General features: G+C 72.4%; 17 protein-coding genes. 10 read left to right on the top strand and 7 right to left on the bottom strand.

Going from position 1 to position 15922, the window contains the following annotated elements:
• Positions 1-71 precede the first annotated feature (71 nt).
• Positions 72-653 (top strand): TetR/AcrR family transcriptional regulator, encoded by a 582-nt coding sequence (locus tag T328_RS11780; RefSeq protein ID WP_496495912.1) that lies wholly within the window; start codon positions 72-74, stop codon positions 651-653.
• 281 nt (positions 654-934) lie between these two features.
• On the opposite strand, the gene T328_RS11775 is transcribed toward T328_RS11780, so the two are convergent.
• Positions 935-1882, bottom strand: coding sequence for a DeoR/GlpR family DNA-binding transcription regulator (locus T328_RS11775; RefSeq protein WP_496496087.1), 948 nt, complete (start codon positions 1880-1882; stop codon positions 935-937).
• A 188-nt stretch (positions 1883-2070) separates the two neighbouring features.
• On the bottom strand, positions 2071-3522 hold the full coding sequence (locus tag T328_RS11770) for an NAD(P)H-quinone dehydrogenase (RefSeq protein WP_496495911.1): 1452 nt from the start codon (positions 3520-3522) through the stop codon (positions 2071-2073).
• Between the two features lie 133 nt (positions 3523-3655).
• On the opposite strand from T328_RS11770, the gene T328_RS11765 reads away from it, so the two are divergent.
• Both T328_RS11765 and T328_RS11760 read left to right on the top strand, forming a co-directional pair.
• Positions 3656-4462 carry a purine-nucleoside phosphorylase gene (locus tag T328_RS11765; protein ID WP_496495910.1) on the top strand — a complete coding sequence of 269 codons (807 nt, stop codon included), beginning with the start codon at positions 3656-3658 and terminating at the stop codon, positions 4460-4462.
• A 167-nt stretch (positions 4463-4629) separates the two neighbouring features.
• A complete protein-coding gene (locus T328_RS11760; RefSeq protein ID WP_496495909.1) occupies positions 4630-6342 on the top strand; it encodes a phospho-sugar mutase in 1713 nt (570 codons plus the stop codon).
• 43 nt (positions 6343-6385) lie between these two features.
• Here the strand turns inward: T328_RS11760 and T328_RS11755 are convergent, their stop codons facing one another.
• Positions 6386-6571 (bottom strand): type II toxin-antitoxin system Phd/YefM family antitoxin, encoded by a 186-nt coding sequence (locus T328_RS11755; protein ID WP_496495908.1) that lies wholly within the window; start codon positions 6569-6571, stop codon positions 6386-6388.
• Positions 6571-6909 (bottom strand): exonuclease domain-containing protein, encoded by a 339-nt coding sequence (locus T328_RS11750; RefSeq protein WP_496495907.1) that lies wholly within the window; start codon positions 6907-6909, stop codon positions 6571-6573. The genes T328_RS11755 and T328_RS11750 overlap by 1 nt, the downstream gene beginning before the upstream one ends.
• 1083 nt (positions 6910-7992) lie before the next feature.
• On the opposite strand from T328_RS11750, the gene T328_RS11745 reads away from it, so the two are divergent.
• The gene (locus T328_RS11745) at positions 7993-8649 is read left to right on the top strand and encodes a class I SAM-dependent methyltransferase (RefSeq protein WP_496495906.1); all 657 of its coding nucleotides are present in this window, start codon (positions 7993-7995) and stop codon (positions 8647-8649) included.
• A gap of 10 nt (positions 8650-8659) precedes the next feature.
• Here T328_RS11745 and T328_RS11740 read toward each other — a convergent pair whose 3' ends face one another.
• Together T328_RS11740 and T328_RS11735 are read right to left on the bottom strand one after the other, a co-directional pair.
• Complete coding sequence (locus tag T328_RS11740; protein ID WP_496495905.1) at positions 8660-8914, bottom strand: hypothetical protein; 255 nt, start codon at positions 8912-8914, stop codon at positions 8660-8662.
• 26 nt (positions 8915-8940) lie between these two features.
• A complete protein-coding gene (locus T328_RS11735; protein ID WP_496495904.1) occupies positions 8941-9810 on the bottom strand; it encodes an ATP-binding protein in 870 nt (289 codons plus the stop codon).
• 223 nt (positions 9811-10033) lie between these two features.
• Between T328_RS11735 and T328_RS11730 the strand changes: the two genes are divergently transcribed.
• The 3 genes from T328_RS11730 to T328_RS11720 all read left to right on the top strand — a co-directional run bounded on the left by T328_RS11730 (position 10034) and on the right by T328_RS11720 (position 11688).
• Positions 10034-10900, top strand: a complete 867-nt coding sequence (locus T328_RS11730; RefSeq protein ID WP_496495903.1) for a helix-turn-helix domain-containing protein — start codon at positions 10034-10036, stop codon at positions 10898-10900.
• On the top strand, positions 10897-11121 hold the full coding sequence (locus tag T328_RS11725; RefSeq protein WP_496495902.1) for a DUF397 domain-containing protein: 225 nt from the start codon (positions 10897-10899) through the stop codon (positions 11119-11121). The genes T328_RS11730 and T328_RS11725 overlap by 4 nt, the downstream gene beginning before the upstream one ends.
• Before the next feature lie 207 nt (positions 11122-11328).
• A complete protein-coding gene (locus T328_RS11720; RefSeq protein ID WP_496495901.1) occupies positions 11329-11688 on the top strand; it encodes a hypothetical protein in 360 nt (119 codons plus the stop codon).
• A gap of 57 nt (positions 11689-11745) precedes the next feature.
• Here the strand turns inward: T328_RS11720 and T328_RS11715 are convergent, their stop codons facing one another.
• Complete coding sequence (locus T328_RS11715; protein ID WP_496495900.1) at positions 11746-12447, bottom strand: PH domain-containing protein; 702 nt, start codon at positions 12445-12447, stop codon at positions 11746-11748.
• A gap of 127 nt (positions 12448-12574) precedes the next feature.
• On the opposite strand from T328_RS11715, the gene deoC reads away from it, so the two are divergent.
• From deoC to T328_RS11700, 3 genes are read left to right on the top strand one after another with little or no spacing between them, the layout of a single operon-like run.
• On the top strand, positions 12575-13543 hold the full coding sequence (deoC, locus tag T328_RS11710; protein WP_496496086.1) for a deoxyribose-phosphate aldolase: 969 nt from the start codon (positions 12575-12577) through the stop codon (positions 13541-13543).
• A gap of 18 nt (positions 13544-13561) precedes the next feature.
• Entirely contained in the window at positions 13562-15004 is a 1443-nt protein-coding gene (locus T328_RS11705; RefSeq protein ID WP_496495899.1) for an aldehyde dehydrogenase family protein, read from the top strand.
• Positions 15001-15897, top strand: coding sequence for an aldehyde dehydrogenase family protein (locus T328_RS11700; RefSeq protein WP_496495898.1), 897 nt, complete (start codon positions 15001-15003; stop codon positions 15895-15897). The genes T328_RS11705 and T328_RS11700 overlap by 4 nt, the downstream gene beginning before the upstream one ends.
• Positions 15898-15922 lie beyond the last annotated feature (25 nt).

Below are 15922 nucleotides of genomic sequence, written 5' to 3'. Positions count from 1 at the left end.
ACTATACGGAGGGCGCCTCCGTTTCCGCAATGGCATTCTGGGCAGTAGCGGGAACGACGAAGGGTGGTCCCATGGCGACGGCGCAGGGCCGGCCGATGCGCGCGGACGCGCGCCGTAACTACGAACGCCTGCTCAACGAGGCCACCGCGGCCTTCGGCGAGCGCGGCGCGGACGCCTCGCTGGAGGAGATCGCGCGCCGCGCGGGCGTCGGCATCGGCACGCTGTACCGGCACTTCCCGGACCGCTTCGCGCTCATGGGCGAGGTGTTCCAGACGCAGGTCGACGAGCTGGGGGTCACGGCCCGGGCGCTGGTGGCGGAGCCCGGCAGGACGCCGGTGGACGCGCTGGCGGCGTGGATGCGGCGGTACGTGGACGTGTCCTCCACGATCCGAGGGGTCGCGGCGACGCTGATGGAGGAGGGCCTGATGCTCGACTGCAAGAAGCAGCTGCTGGGCACGGTGGCGCTGCTGGTCGGCCGTGCGCAGGAGTCCGGCGAGCTGCGCGCGGACGTCGACCCCGCCGACGTGCTGCGGCTGACGAGCGCGATCGCCTACGCGGCGGACAAGGCGTCGGCGAAGCACCCGGAGGACACCGGGGTGGCCGACCGCCTGCTCGGCCTCGCCCTCGACGGCCTGCGCACGCGCGGCGCCTGACGGCGGTCACCGGGGCCACGCGCTACGGCCCGGGGGCCGGGTCCGCAGGAGCCGGGGCGCTACGCCGCCACGGACGCCGACTCCGTTAGGCAACGGCCCGGCTACGCCCCGGACCCCCCGCTCCGCGAGGCCACCGGCCCGGGCACTCCGCGCCCCGACTGCCCGCCGTCCCTGCGCGACCACGGGACTACGGGGCTACGGGGCTACGGGGCTACGGGACCACCGGGCCACCGCGCCACCGCGCCACCGCGCCACCGAACCACGGGACCACCGGGCCCGGCCTACCGCCGCCGGGGGGCCAGGTCCGCCACCCGCCCCTGCTCCGCCAGAGGCGCGGCGGCGCGCATCGCCGACGCCGCGGCCTGCGGCGTCCGCCGCTGGCCCGGCAGCGGCACGCTGTCCTCGCCGCGCCGCCGGTCTCCGTGCCGGGGGTGCCGGCTCCGCGCCGCCGGCGGCGTGCCGCTGCTCTCACCGCCCGGCTGTTCTGGGCCCGCCACCGCGATCTGCACCCCCTGGTCCGCCAGGGCCTGCAGCTCGGTGGCGGCGCGCTCGTCGGCCGGCGGCGGCTCGTCGGTGATCAGCCGCGTGATCACGTCGGTGGGCACGGTCTGGAACATCGTGTCGGTGCCCAACTTGGAGTGGTCCGCGAGCACCACGACCTCCGCCGCGGCCTGCACCAGCGCCCGGTCGACGCTCGCCGACAGCATGTTGGACGTGGACAGCCCCCGCTCGGCGGTCAGCCCGCTGCCGGAGAGGAACGCGCGCGAGACGCGCAGCCCCTGGAGCGACTGCTCGGCGCCGCTGCCCACCAGGGCGTAGTTGCTGCCGCGCAGCGTGCCGCCGGTCATGACGACCTCGACCCGGTTCGCGTGCGCGAGCGCCTGGGCGACGAGCAGGGAGTTGGTCACGACGGTCAGGCCGGGGATGCGCGCGAGCCGGCGCGCCAGCTCCTGCGTGGTCGTACCGGCCCCGACGACGACGGCCTCGCCCTCCTCGACGAATCCGGCCGCCAGATCGGCGATCGCGGTCTTCTCCGCGGTCGCGAGATGTGATTTCTGTGGGAAGCCGGACTCACGGGTGAAACCGCCCGGCAGGACGGCACCTCCGTGCCTGCGGTCCAGCAGTCCCTCCGCTTCCAGGGCCCGTACGTCTCGGCGTACGGTCACCTCAGAGGTCTGTACGACTCGGGCGAGCTCTCGGAGCGATACGGCCCCGTTGGACCGCACCATTTCAAGGATCAACTGGCGACGTTCTGCAGCGAACACGAAACCGACAGTAACGCCAAAGACCGTGTTCTTTCAGCCACTTGCGTCGATGAGAAGAAAATGCCCCTCTTCGACGTCCGAAGGTGGTATAGGCGCTCGGTTCGCCGTCGCGTGGGGGCGCGCGGGGCCGGCCGGGCCCCGAGAAACAGAACCTAGTCGTCGGCCGGCGTCTTGCTGGCCTGGAGCTGCCGTGCCACCTCGGCGATCGAACCCGACAGGGACGGGTAGACGGTAAACGCCTTAGCGATCTGTTCGACGGTCAGATTGTTGTCGACCGCGATCGAGATGGGGTGGATCAGCTCGCTGGCCCGCGGCGCGACCACCACGCCGCCCACCACGATCCCGGTGCCGGGGCGGCAGAACAGCTTCACGAACCCGTCCCGTACCCCCTGCATCTTGGCCCGCGGGTTGCGCAGCAACGGCAACTTCATCACCCGTGCGTCAATGCGCCCCTCGTCCACATCCGACTGCTGGTAACCCACCGTGGCAATCTCGGGATCCGTGAACACGTTCGCGGACACGGTCTTGAGCCGCAGCGGCGCGACGGTCTCGCCGAGGAAGTGGTACATCGCGATCCGGCCCTGCATCGCCGCCACCGAGGCGAGCGCGAAGACGCCGGTGCAGTCGCCGGCGGCGTAGATGCCGGGCGCGCTCGTACGCGACACCTTGTCGGTCCAGATGTGCCCGGAGTCCGTGAGCCGCACCCCGGCCTCCTCCAGGCCGATGCCCCGGGTGTTGGGCACCGCGCCGACCGCCATCAGGCAGTGCGAACCGGTGATCACCCGGCCGTCGTTGAGCGTCACCTCGACCCGGTCGCCGACGCGCTTGGCGCCCTGCGCCCGCGAACGGCTCATCACGTTCATGCCGCGGCGCCGGAAGACGTCCTCCAGCACCGCCGCCGCGTCCGGGTCCTCGCCCGGCAGCACCCGGTCCCGACTGGAGACCAGCGTGACCCGCGAGCCCAGCGCCTGGTACGCGCCCGCGAACTCCGCGCCGGTGACGCCGGAGCCGACGACGATCAGCTCCTCGGGCAGCTCGTCGAGGTCGTACACCTGCTTCCAGTTCAGGATCCGCTCGCCGTCGGGCTGCGCGTCGGGCAGCTCGCGCGGGCTGCCGCCGGTGGCGACCAGCACGGTGTCCGCGACCAGCTCCGCCGGCTCGCCCGCCGCGGCCCCGGTCACCCGCACCGTGCGCGAGCCGTCCGGGGCCTGCTGCGGCGAGACGCTCGCCCGGCCGCGTACGACCCGGCCACCGGCGCGGGTCACGCTCGTGGTGATGTCCTCGGACTGGGCCAGCGCCAGCCGCTTGACCCGGCCGTTGACCTTGCCCAGGTCCACGCCGACGACGCGGGCGGCCTGCTTGTCGGGCGGGGTGTCGTCCGCGACGATGATGCCCAGCTCCTCGTACGAGGAGTCGAAGGTGGTCATCACCTCCGCGGTGGCGATCAGCGTCTTCGACGGTACGCAGTCGGTGAGCACCGACGCGCCGCCCAGGCCGTCGGAGTCGACGACCGTCACCTCCGCGCCGAGCTGCGCGGCGACGAGCGCCGCCTCGTACCCGCCGGGGCCACCACCGATGATCACGATCCGAGTCACGTACCCCATTGTCCATCGCCTGTCCATCGCCCCTGCGGGCGGCTCCCCCGCGGAGGCGGCGGATCCCGCGCGGCGCCCGTGCGAGGGCCCGTGCGGGGGGCCGCTTCTACGCGCGTAGGGGGTGACGGGCTACGCTCATTGCGTGAACGCATCCACTCCGCACGCCGCGCCCGACGCGGCGGCCGCAGCCGACCGCCTCCGCGAGCTCACCGGGGCCGAATCCCACGACGTCGCCCTCGTGATGGGCTCCGGCTGGGTGCCCGCGGCGGAAGCGCTGGGCACGCCCGAGTACGAGCTGCGCGTCACCGAGCTGCCCGGCTTCCCGCCGCCGACGGTGGCGGGCCACGCGGGACGGATCCGCTCGTACCGGCTGGACGACAAACGGGCGCTGGTCTTCCTCGGCCGCACGCACCTCTACGAGGGCCTCGGCGTCGCCGCTGTGGCGCACGGCGTGCGCACGGCCGTGGCCGCCGGGTGCAAGACGGTGGTGCTCACCAACGGCTGCGGCGGGCTGCGCGAGGGCATGCGGCCGGGCCAGCCGGTGCTGATCGGCGACCACATCAACCTCACCGCCGCCTCCCCGATCGCCGGCGCCCGCTTCGTGGACCTGACCGACCTGTACTCGCCGCGGCTGCGGGCGCTGTGCATGGAGGTGGACCCCACCCTGGAGGAGGGCGTCTACGCCCAGCTGCCCGGCCCGCACTACGAGACGCCGGCCGAGATCGAGATGCTGCGCCGCCTCGGCGCCGACCTGGTCGGCATGTCGACGGTCCTGGAGGCCATCGCGGCCCGCGAGGCCGGCGCCGAGGTGCTGGGCATCTCGCTGGTGACCAACCTGGCGGCGGGCATGACCGGGGAACCGCTGAGCCACGAGGAGGTGCTGCAGGCGGGCCGCGACTCGGCGGCCCGGATGGGCGGGTTGCTCGCCGAGGTGCTGCGCCGGATGTGAAGACTGGAGCGGTACGCCCCGGGGGCGGGGACCGCGGGGGGGCGGGGCGGGGACCGCGGGGGCAGGGACTGCGGCAGGCAGGGACCGACGGGCCGGGAACGACGGTCCGGAGAACTACGGGCCGCGGAACGACGGAGAGGACGACGAGCAGTGACTGAGGACGACCGGTGACCACCGACCCGACCGCCGACGCCGCCGCGCTCACCGCCCGGGCCCGGGCCTGGCTGGCGGAGGACCCCGACCCCGACACCAGGGCCGAGCTGGACGCCCTGCTGCGGGCGGACGACACCGCCGCCCTCGCCGACCGCTTCGGCGGCACGCTGCAGTTCGGCACCGCGGGGCTGCGCGGTGAGCTGGGCACGGGGCCGATGCGGATGAACCGCGCCGTCGTCATCCGCGCCGCCGCGGGGCTGGCCGCGTACCTGAACGAGCAGGGCGCGGGCGGCGGCCTGGTGGTCGTCGGCTACGACGCCCGGCACAAGAGCCACGCCTTCGCCGAGGACACCGCCGCCGTCATGACCGGCGCCGGCTTCCGGGCCGCCGTCCTGCCCCGCCCGCTGCCGACGCCGGTGCTGGCCTTCGCCATCCGGCACCTCGGCGCGGTCGCCGGGGTCACCGTCACCGCCAGCCACAACCCGCCGCGCGACAACGGCTACAAGGTCTATCTCGGCGGTGGCTCGCAGATCGTCCCGCCCGCCGACGCCGCCATCGCCGCGGCCATCGCGGCCGTGGGCCCGCTCGCGGACGTGCCCCGCCCGGAGGGCGGCTGGGAGGTGCTGGGCGAGGACGTCGTGGCGGCGTACCTCGACCGGGCCGCCACGGTCGTCGCCCCGGGCGGCCCCCGTGACGTACGGGTCGTGCACACCGCACTGCACGGCGTCGGCGGCGCCACCCTCGCCGCCGCCTTCGCCCGCGCCGGCTTCCCGGCCCCGCTGCCGGTCGCGGCGCAGGCGGAGCCGGACCCGGACTTCCCCACGGTCGCGTTCCCCAACCCGGAGGAGCCGGGGGCGATGGACCTGGCGTTCGCCACGGCCCGGGACGCCGCGGGCGCCGGGGACGCCGGGGACGCGATCGACGTGATCATCGCCAACGACCCCGACGCCGACCGCTGCGCCGTCGCCGTACCGGACGCGGAGGCAGCCGCGGGCTGGCGGATGCTGCGCGGCGACGAGGTCGGCGCGCTGCTCGCCACCCACCTCGTACACAAGCGGGCCACGGGCACCTTCGCCGCCTCCATCGTCTCCTCCTCCCTCATGGGCCGGATCGCCCGGGCCGCGGGCCTGCCGTACGAGGAGACCCTGACCGGCTTCAAGTGGCTGGCCCGGGTCGACGGCCTGCGCTACGCCTACGAGGAAGCCCTCGGCTACTGCGTCGACCCCGCCGGCGTCCGCGACAAGGACGGCATCACCGCCGCCCTGCTCGTCGCCGAACTGGCCGCGGAGCTGAAGACGGCCGGCCGCACCCTGCGGGACCTGCTGGACGACCTCGCGGTGGAGTACGGCCTGCACGCCACCGACCAGCTCTCCGTCCGCGTCGAGAACCTGGACGTGATCGCGGCGGCGATGCGCCGCCTGCGCGCGGCCCCGCCGCAGTCGGCGGCGGGCCTGCGGGTGACGCTGGCGGAAGACCTGTCAACGGGCACCCCGGACCTCCCCCCGACGGACGGCCTCCGCTACACCCTGGCGGGCAACCGGGCCCGGGGGGTGGAGGCGGCCCGGGTGATCGTCCGCCCGAGCGGTACGGAGCCGAAGCTGAAGTGCTACCTGGAGGTCGTGATCCCGGCCCCGGACGGCCACCGCGGCCTCCCGGCGGCCCGGTCGACCGCGGCGGCGGTGCTGGCGGAGCTGAAGGCGGACCTGTCAACGGCCGCGGGCCTCTGACACCCCGCCCGACCACCGCGCCGGGCGTCCCCATGGCGTGGGCTCAGTCGCTGGACGAGACGGTGTTCGCCTGTCCGCCTGCCAGGCCATCCAGTTCCTCCATGCTTACGCTGACCGTGGCGGAACCTTCCTTGTCACGGGCGACGGCTTCCCTCAGCCGCCGGGCGTTGGCCGGCGAGCGCAGAAGGTAGATGGTCTCCTGCCATGCGTCGAAGTCGTCGGCTTGCATCACCACAGCGTGGGTTCCTGTTCGGGTTCGGGCGCTCCGGGAAGGCCGGGAGGAACTGCGGCGTGCACCAGCGCTTCCCACGTGGCGTACTGCTGGGCCAGATGAAGCAGCAGGAGGGCGGTGGCATAGGCGTCGAAGGCGGCGCGGTGCCGATGGGCGGGGGCCTGGCTGAGGTCGAGCCCGGCGTGCTGGATGAGGGCATCAAGGTTGTGCTTCGGCGCTGCCTTGTAGGTCGCCCGCGCCAGGCGCAGGGTGTCGATGACGCCTGTGGGTTCCCAGCCCGGTAGGTGGCGGGTGAGGATCCTGTAGTCGACGGAAGCGTTGTGGGCGCAGTCCACGCTCCGTTCAGCATGGTCCTCACATCTTCACGGACAGCCTCCCAGGGCGGGCACGACTTGAGGTCATCATTGGTGAGTTTGTGCACCCGGCTGGCGAAGGGAGTGACGGGGACCGGGGGGCGGACGAGCCAGGCGCCGGCCGTGCTGGTGTCCGGGGCCCCGTTGCGCAGCGGCACGGCAGCCACTTCGACCACGTCGGGGGGTGTGGCGCCGTTTCCTTCGACGTCGACCACCAGCAGCCGGGGCCAGGTCTCGTACTTCAACGCCGCGCGTGGCTCCCCGGCTCACGGCACCCGCGCCATCCCCCGACCCAGCACCCCTCCGCCGATCGCAGCGGACCCAGCTCCGCCCGGCCAGCGCCCCTCCGCGAACCAGGCGGCCCGGGCCGCCTCCCCCGCTACCGCGCCCCACCCCGCGATCGGAGCACACCTGGCTCCGGCCTCCGATCCCGCCATCCGCCGACCAACCCCGACTGCCCAGCCGCCTGCGACCCCCCGTCGCCCGGGCACGCCCGGGAATGGCCCGCTCCGGTGGTCAGGCTCTCCGTCCCGCCCGACACTTCCGCGATCAGGCGGGCCGGGCCCGGCTAAGGTCCTGTCCCCCGCCACCCGGGGCGCGTCCACGAGCGGGGCGGCCCCGCTCCGGCGGTCGGGCCACCGTCGCCAGCCCCCGTTCGCGAACGGGGCGGCCCGGCTGTGGTGGTCGCCCTCCGTCCACCGGGCTCCGCCTCCGTAGCTTCGGCACATCCCCGAGCTGGAGTTCAAGTACGACGGATCTGTGGAGCGCACCGCGCAGATCATTTTCGACAACGGCTTCAACGTCGACTGGCCGCTGTGGGAGCGCGACTACGCCAAGTGCGGCCCCTGCCGCCCCGGGGAGAACTGCCACTGACCTGCGCCTGATCGCGGGAGGAATGCCCGGTCGCCCTGGATGGGCGACCGGGCCGTCTTCTGCACGGCCGAACAGGCGGTGCCACGTTCGGTCATACCACCCTGGGCCAGCCCTCCGTCCGGGTACGGTGTCGCCTCGCCAGCACACCCATGCCCCGGAGGACGCCCAGTGCCCCATCCTTCACCGCGCCCCGTGCTCCAGGACGCCGCCGCCTACTGGGACACCTACAAACCCCACAAGGGCGAAGGGACCCAGCCGCGCCCACCTGCCGACGTCTTTGAATGGACGCAATACCCCGGACACGGCCCCGGCGCCGAACTTCTCGGCGCCCCGGCCACCGCTCTCGACCTGGGCGCCGCCGAATGCGCCGAGGCGGCTTTCCTAGCCCGCCAACAGGTGACGGTCACCGCAGTGGACCTCTCTCCGGCACAGGTCAAACGCGCCCGCATGTGGTGGCACGACCTGCCGTGCCTGGAGATCGTCCATGCCGATGTGATCTCCTACCTCACCGAAGCTGATCGCACCTGGGACACGATCTACTCCGTGTGGGGGGCGGTGTGGTTCACCGAACCCGAGCTGCTGCTGCAGCTCATCGCCAAGCGCCTCGCGCCCGGTGGGCGCCTGGTTTTCTCCCAGGCCGAGCCCACCGGCATCTCCGGCCCGCAGCAGATGCGCGGGCACTGGCTCGACGACCACCCCGAAGCCACCCTGCTGCGCTGGCAGTACCGGTCGCAGGAGTGGACCCAGCTCCTGCGACGGGCCGGATTCGAGACCACGGAGGCACAAGTCGTGGCGGCTCCCGCGCCGGGCAAGTTGGGGACCCTGGTTGTCACGGCCGACGTGGGCTGACCCGGTGGCGTCAGCATGTGCCCTCCGAGGGAGACGCGGAACGCGGCAGTGCGCGGAGGGCGTTGGCGAGTTGGCGGGTCTGGTCGGGGTCGAGGGTGCCCAGGTGAATGGTGTAGGCGGTGCGGCGGCAGGTGGGGCACGGGGCGGTGATCTCGATGTCTTCCAGGGGGAGACCCAGGCGTTCTGCCTGGTGAGCCAGGCTGCGTGCGGCCTCTTCGGCTTCCTGGCGGGCCATATCGGGGCGGACCAGCTCTTCCAAGGACATGGGTTTCCTGTCTGTGAGTCGGGTGGTCAATGTGCGCTTCGCGACCGGTAGCGGACTCTCGTGTCGACGTCCCCGCGAGAGGCCAGCGGGATCAGCCCTCGGGCGGCGACGCAGCCGGTGCAGGCGTAGACCGTGTGGGACGTCCCGGAGGCCGTCGCGTAGCGGCCCACGGAGACCAGACGTCTGGCGGTGCCGCACCAGAAGCACGCGCCGTCGGCGATGTCGTCCAGCCTTACGGTGCAGCCGTCGATCTCGCAAACGTCCGGCGGGCAGACCACGTGGAGCGCCGTGGCGTCGGCGAACTGCATGACGAATCCGGTACGGGTCTGCACCAGCGCCGCGATCCGTCGCCGTTGGCCGTAGTAGACGACGCTGTCATCGACGGCCACCGTCGCGAAGTTGACTCGCCGCGCGCCCGCCGCGCGCGAGGGAGTCGGTTCGCCCTCCTGCGCAGCGGTGTTCAGCGGAGCGCGGAACCACACCGCCTTGCCGTCCGGCCGGCAGTCGTAACCCCAGTCGGCCACCATCGAGTTCAGGAGCCACAGACCGCGTCCGCTTTCTGCGTCCCAGGCCGGGGTGGTGAGCGCGGGCACCTGGCGGGAGGTGTCGTATACGTGGACGTAGACCCACCCCTCGTCGGCCCGCACGGCGAGTCGGCAGGTCTTACTCCCGGCGTGTTTGGCGACGTTGCTCAAGAGTTCGGAGACGCCCAGCCGGACCACCGCCACGGCATCCGCGTCCCCGCCCATCTCGGCGGTTGCGGCGGCGGCCGCGTTGCGCCATCGCTCGAAGGTTCGCGCCTCAGCGGTCACGTGCCATGCGCGTACCGAGTGGCCTTCGGCGTTGTCGGCGGCGACCTTCATGGGATACCTCCAGCGCTCACCTCGTGCGGGCATGGCTTAACTCATGACCCAGGACGGCCAGTTGGAGCGTGGCCGGAGCCGCCACCTTCTGTGATCGGCAGTAGCCGAGGCTGTACGCTCTGCTACTTGGCCGGAAGCGTGGCACGGAGGGAACATTGCTCGCAAGACTTCTTCGTCAAAGGTTGACACGAACGAGTGATTGCTTGCCTTGGATGTTCCGGTGAGCGGTAGCCTGCGGGCTCAGGGAGGTACATCCATGACCGATGCCGAGCCCAACCTGCACCGACGTCGCCTCGGGCTGCAGTTGCGAACGCTACGGAAGACCGCCGGCCTGTCCCTTGCAGAGGCGGCGACCAAGCTCGATCTGCCGGGCGCACCCTCGTTGAGCCGGATCGAGAACGGCAAGCAGCGAGTTGCACCCACGGCCGTGCTCGCCTTCTTCAACGTCTACGAGGTAGCGGAGGACGACCGCCGCACGCACATCAGGGAACTCGCGAAGCTCGCCAACAGCGGGAAGCGCAGCAACCTGTTCAACGAGTACCGCAGCGCCATCCCCGACCCCTTCGCGGACTACATCCTGCTTGAAGAACTGGCCGTGAAGTGCGAGTCGTTCGCCAGCATCGTCCCCGGTCTTCTCCAGACGGAGGCGTATGCGACAGCGATCGTGGAGGGCAGTCGCGCTTGGCAGCACCAGCGAGAGATCAACAACTTCGTCGCCCTGCGCATGGCGCGACAGGCGGCCTTGAACCGCGAGAAGCCGCTCCACCTTTGGTGCGTCCTGGACGAGGCGGCGTTGATGCGGCGCGTCGGCGGCGATGCGGTGATGAAGGCCCAGCTTGAGCACCTGATCAACCTGTCGGAGGAGCACAAGCACGTGGATGTACAGGTGCTGACGTTCGATCAGGGCGCCCACGCCGGGGTGGACGGCCCGTTCTATCTCCTGCACTTCGCAGCAGGCCCGCCCGTCGCGGCAGTCGAGCCGATGACAACCTCCCTGTATCTGGAGGAGGATGGCCATCTAGCACGATACGAGAGCGGGTTCGACCACCTCAGAACCGAAGCCCTTGACGTGCGAGCTTCTCGGGATCACATCGCCAAGGTACTCAAGGAGCGCTACGCGTGATCATAAAGCCGGACCTCACCAACGCCACCTGGGCCAAGAGCGCCATGAGCAGCGGCGGCCAGAACTGCCTGGAGGTCGCCTTCGTCGACGGCGTCGTCGCCCTGCGCGACTCCAAAGACGTCGGCAACCCCGAAGCCCAGATCCTCATCCTCTCCGAAGACGACTACCGGGCCTTCACCGGCGGCATCCAGAACGGGCAGCGCAACCTCCTGCTCCCCTGAGCAGGAGCCCGCGTCAGCCCACCAGGATGGCGATCACCAGCGCCACCGTCCCCGCCGCCACCGGGCCCAGGAACTCGTACGCTCAGCGCACCGATACCGCCCCATGTCTCGCGACGTACTGACACGTTTCGTGTCGCGTTGCGGCAGACTATCTCGGGGTTCCCTCCCGCTCTGTTCTGCACGGATCGTATCCAGGGGAGTCTCACCGTGAGTGCACAACCTATCGAAGCGTCCGACGACCCCGTGATTGCGATGCCGCCGGTCTCGGAGGCGGCGTTGCGGGCAGCGGTGCAGCGGCTGGATCCGCTGGCGGCCGTGGACTTCGAGCGCGAGTTCCACACCGCGTGGGAGCAGGCGTTGCAGGCGGACAGCACGGTGCCGATGCACGCGTTCCTCCGCAAGTGGGCTGTCCACGTGGCTCTGCACCGGTATCCGGCACGGTCGGCGCGGCTGCGGGCGTTGGAGCGGGTCGTGGGATCGACCGAGTCGGAGAAGGAGGCACGGGCCGCCGCGGCGGAGATCGGCGACATGCTGGCTGCCGCGTCGGCGGAGGTTCTTGCCGCGTGAGCGGCGGTATCCAGAACGGGCAGCGCGACCTCCTGCTCCCCTGAGCAGGAGCCCGCGTCAGCCCACCAGGATGGCGATCACCAGCGCCAGCGTCCCCGCCGCCACCGGGCCCAGGATCTCGTACGCCCACCGCACCGACACCGGCCCCTGCGCGCCCTCGCGGTCGGCGTACGCGTGGGCCAGCTCGCGCAGCTCGCGGATCGACTTGTCGGCGGACGGGGTCGGGTCCTCCGCCGCCGTGCCGAGGTCGCTCGCGCCCGTGCCCCCCGGGCGGCGCATCGCCGGGTCCGTGGTCAGCGCCGTGCGGCTGGACGGGCTGAACAGCCCGCCGCCGCCCGCCGCGCGGTCGCGGCGGCGGTTCGCCTTCTTGCGGGCGCGCAGCGAGACGGGGATGGCCCACATCTGGTACGTGGCGTCCTCGGTGACGACCTCGCTGGAGTAGCGCGCCCGGATCTCCTCGACCTGCGCCCACGGGACCACGATCGTGCGGAACGGGTTACGCACCCGCAGCCGCTCCTCGCCCGCGTACACCACCGGGCGCAGCGTCAGCGCCACCACCAGCGGCACCCCCGCGACCAGCGCGGCCAGCGCGATCGCCCGCGCCTGCCCGCTGCCGCGGACCAGGGCGTCGCCGCCAAGCCAGCCGCCGAGGGCGAGCAGCAGGACGCCGGCGGCGATGCCGGCGACGGAGCGGTAGGCGCGGTCGGCGTATTTCGGCTTGGCGGCCGGGGAGTCCTTGCTCGGGGAGTCCTTGCTCATGCCGCCGATTCTGCCGGACGGTCCGAAGCCGGGCAGCCCACCGGTATTGCGGAACCGCATCGATCCACCGGGTCCGTACGCCCACTCCCCGGGACGCTACGCGGGTAGATATGCTCGTGTGGTGACCATGCCCCGCATACCCACCGCAGCCGCGGACCCGCCCGCGTCCCTCGCGGACGTGACGGCCTCCGACGGCGCGCTCCGCCGCTTCCTGCACGGTCTGCCCGGCGTCGACCCGGTCGGTCTGGAGGCCCGCGCCGCCGCCCTGGGCACCCGCTCCATCAAGACCACGGCCAAGGCGTACGCCCTGGACCTGGCGGTCTCGATGATCGACCTGACGACGCTGGAGGGCGCCGACACCCCCGGCAAGGTGCGCTCGCTGTGCGCCAAGGCCCGTACCCCCGACCCGACGGACCGTACGACGCCGCAGGTCGCGGCCGTCTGCGTGTACCCGGACCTGGCCGCCGTCGCCGCCGAGGCGCTGGCCGGCTCCGCGGTCAAGGTCGCCTCGGTCGCCACCGCCTTCCCCTCCGGGCGGTCGGCCCTGGAGGTGAAGCTCGCCGACACCCGCGCGGCGCTGGCCGCGGGCGCGGACGAGATCGACATGGTCATCGACCGCGGCGCCTTCCTCGCCGGCCGCTACCTGGAGGTCTACGAGCAGATCCGCGCGGTGCGGCAGGCCGCGACCGGCGCCCGGCTGAAGGTGATCTTCGAGACCGGCGAGCTGTCCACGTACGACAACATCCGGCGGGCGAGCTGGCTCGGCATGCTGGCCGGCGCCGACTTCATCAAGACCTCGACCGGCAAGGTCGGCGTGAACGCCACCCCCGCCAACACCCTGGTCCTGCTCGAAGCCGTACGGGACTACCGCGCGGCCACCGGCGTGCAGGTCGGCGTGAAGCCCGCGGGCGGTATCCGTACGGCCAAGGACGCGGTGAAGTTCCTGGTGCTCGTCAACGAGACGGCGGGGGACGACTGGCTGGACAACCGCTGGTTCCGCTTCGGCGCCTCCAGCCTGCTCAACGACCTGCTCATGCAGCGGCAGAAGCTGCGCACCGGCCGCTACTCCGGCCCCGACTACGTGACCGTGGACTAGAAGGGGGACCGAGACCGAATGACCGCTGATCACAAGCTCTTCGCCTACGCGCCCGCGCCCGAGTCCCGCTCGGTCGTCGACATCGCGCCCAGCTACGGCCTGTTCGTCGACGGCGAGTTCACCGAGGCCGCCGACGGCAAGGTCTTCAAGTCCGTCGCCCCGGCGACCGAGGAGGTGCTCTCCGAGGTCGCGCGGGCCGGCGAGGCGGACGTGGACCGGGCGGTCACCGCCGCCCGGCGGGCGTTCACCTCCTGGTCGGCCCTGCCGGGCGCGGAGCGCGGCAAGTACCTGTTCCGTATCGCCCGCATCATCCAGGAGCGCTCGCGCGAGCTGGCGGTGCTGGAGACGCTGGACAACGGCAAGCCGATCCGGGAGACCCGGGACGCCGACCTGCCGCTGGTCGCCGCGCACTTCTTCTACTACGCCGGCTGGGCCGACAAGCTCGGCTACGCCGGCTTCGGTACGGACCCGAAGCCGCTGGGCGTCGCCGGCCAGGTCATCCCGTGGAACTTCCCGCTGCTGATGCTGGCCTGGAAGATCGCCCCGGCACTGGCCTGCGGGAACACCGTGGTCCTCAAGCCCGCCGAGACCACCCCGCTGTCCGCGCTGTTCTTCGCCGACATCTGCCGCCAGGCCGGGCTGCCGGCCGGCGTGGTCAACATCCTCCCCGGCTACGGGGACGCCGGCGCGGCGCTCGTCGCGCACCCGGACGTCGACAAGGTCGCGTTCACCGGCTCGACGGCCGTCGGCAAGGAGATCGCCCGCGCCGTCGCCGGCACGGACAAGCGGCTCACGCTGGAGCTGGGCGGCAAGGGCGCCAACATCGTCTTCGACGACGCGCCGATCGACCAGGCCGTCGAAGGCATCGTCGGCGGCATCTTCTTCAACCAGGGCCAGGTGTGCTGCGCCGGCTCCCGGCTGCTGGTGCAGGAGTCGGTGGCCGACGAGCTGCTGGCGTCGCTGAAGCGGCGGCTCGGCACCCTGCGGCTGGGCGACCCGCTGGACAAGAACACCGACATCGGCGCCATCAACTCCGCCGAGCAGCTCGCCCGGATCACGGAGCTGGCGGACGCCGGCGACGCGGAGGGCGCGGAGCGCTGGACGGCGCCGTGCGAACTGCCCGGCAGCGGCTACTGGTTCGCGCCCACGCTCTTCACGGGCGTGACCCAGGCGCACCGCATCGCGCGCGAGGAGATCTTCGGCCCGGTGCTGTCGGTGCTGACGTTCCGTACCCCCGCCGAGGCGGTGGCGAAGGCCAACAACACGCCCTACGGACTGTCCGCCGGGGTGTGGACCGAGAAGGGCTCGCGGATCCTGGCGGTGGCCGACCGGCTGCGCGCCGGCGTGGTGTGGGCGAACACGTTCAACAAGTTCGACCCGACCTCGCCGTTCGGCGGCTACAAGGAATCGGGCTTCGGCCGCGAAGGCGGTCGCCACGGGCTGGAGGCGTACCTGCGATGACCCAGGCAGACGCGAGGCTGTCGGTCCTCAAGACCTACAAGCTGTACGTGGGCGGGAAGTTCCCCCGCTCGGAGAGCGGGCGGGTGTACGAGGTGTCCGACGCGAAAGGCCGCTGGCTCGCCAACGCGCCCCGCTCCTCCCGCAAGGACGCCCGCGACGCGGTGGTCGCCGCCCGCAAGGCCGTCGCCGGCTGGTCCGGCGCCACGGCGTACAACCGCGGCCAGGTGCTCTACCGGGTGGCGGAGATGCTGCAGGGGCGGCGCGAGCAGTACGTCGCGGAGGTCGCCGACGCGGAGGGGCTGTCGAAGGCCAAGTCGGCGGCGCAGGTGGACGCGGCGATCGACCGCTGGGTCTGGTACGCGGGGTGGACCGACAAGGTCGCCCAGGTCACCGGCGGCGGGAACCCGGTCGCCGGGCCGTACTTCAACCTCTCCGCGCCGGAGCCGACGGGCGTCGTCGCGGTCGTCGCGCCGCAGGAGTCGGCGCTGCTGGGCATGGTGTCGGTGCTCGCCCCGGTGATCGCCACGGGCAACGCGGCGGTCGTGGTCGCCGCCGAGGAGCGGCCGCTGCCGGCGCTGTCGCTGGCGGAGGTGCTGGCCACGTCGGACGTGCCGGGCGGCGTCGTCAACGTGCTGTCGGGCCGTACCGCCGAGATCGCGCCGACGCTGGCCGCGCACCAGGACGTCAACGCCATCGACCTGACCGGCGCGGACGCGGAGCTGGCGCGGGAGCTGGAGGTCGCCGCGGCGGACAACCTGAAGCGGGTGCTGCGCCCGTCTCCGCCGTACGACTGGACGGCCGACCCGGGCACGGGGCGGCTGACGGCGTTCCTGGAGACGAAGACGGTCTGGCACCCGACGGGCAGCCTCGGTGTGGCCGGCTCGGCGTACTGAGTGCGGAGTGCGGCGCACCGATTGC

The sequence above is a fragment of the Streptomyces sp. CNX435 genome, from assembly GCF_059570575.1.
The sequence above is the reverse complement of the archived record's forward strand: the minus strand, read 5'-3'. Positions and strand labels throughout refer to the sequence as shown.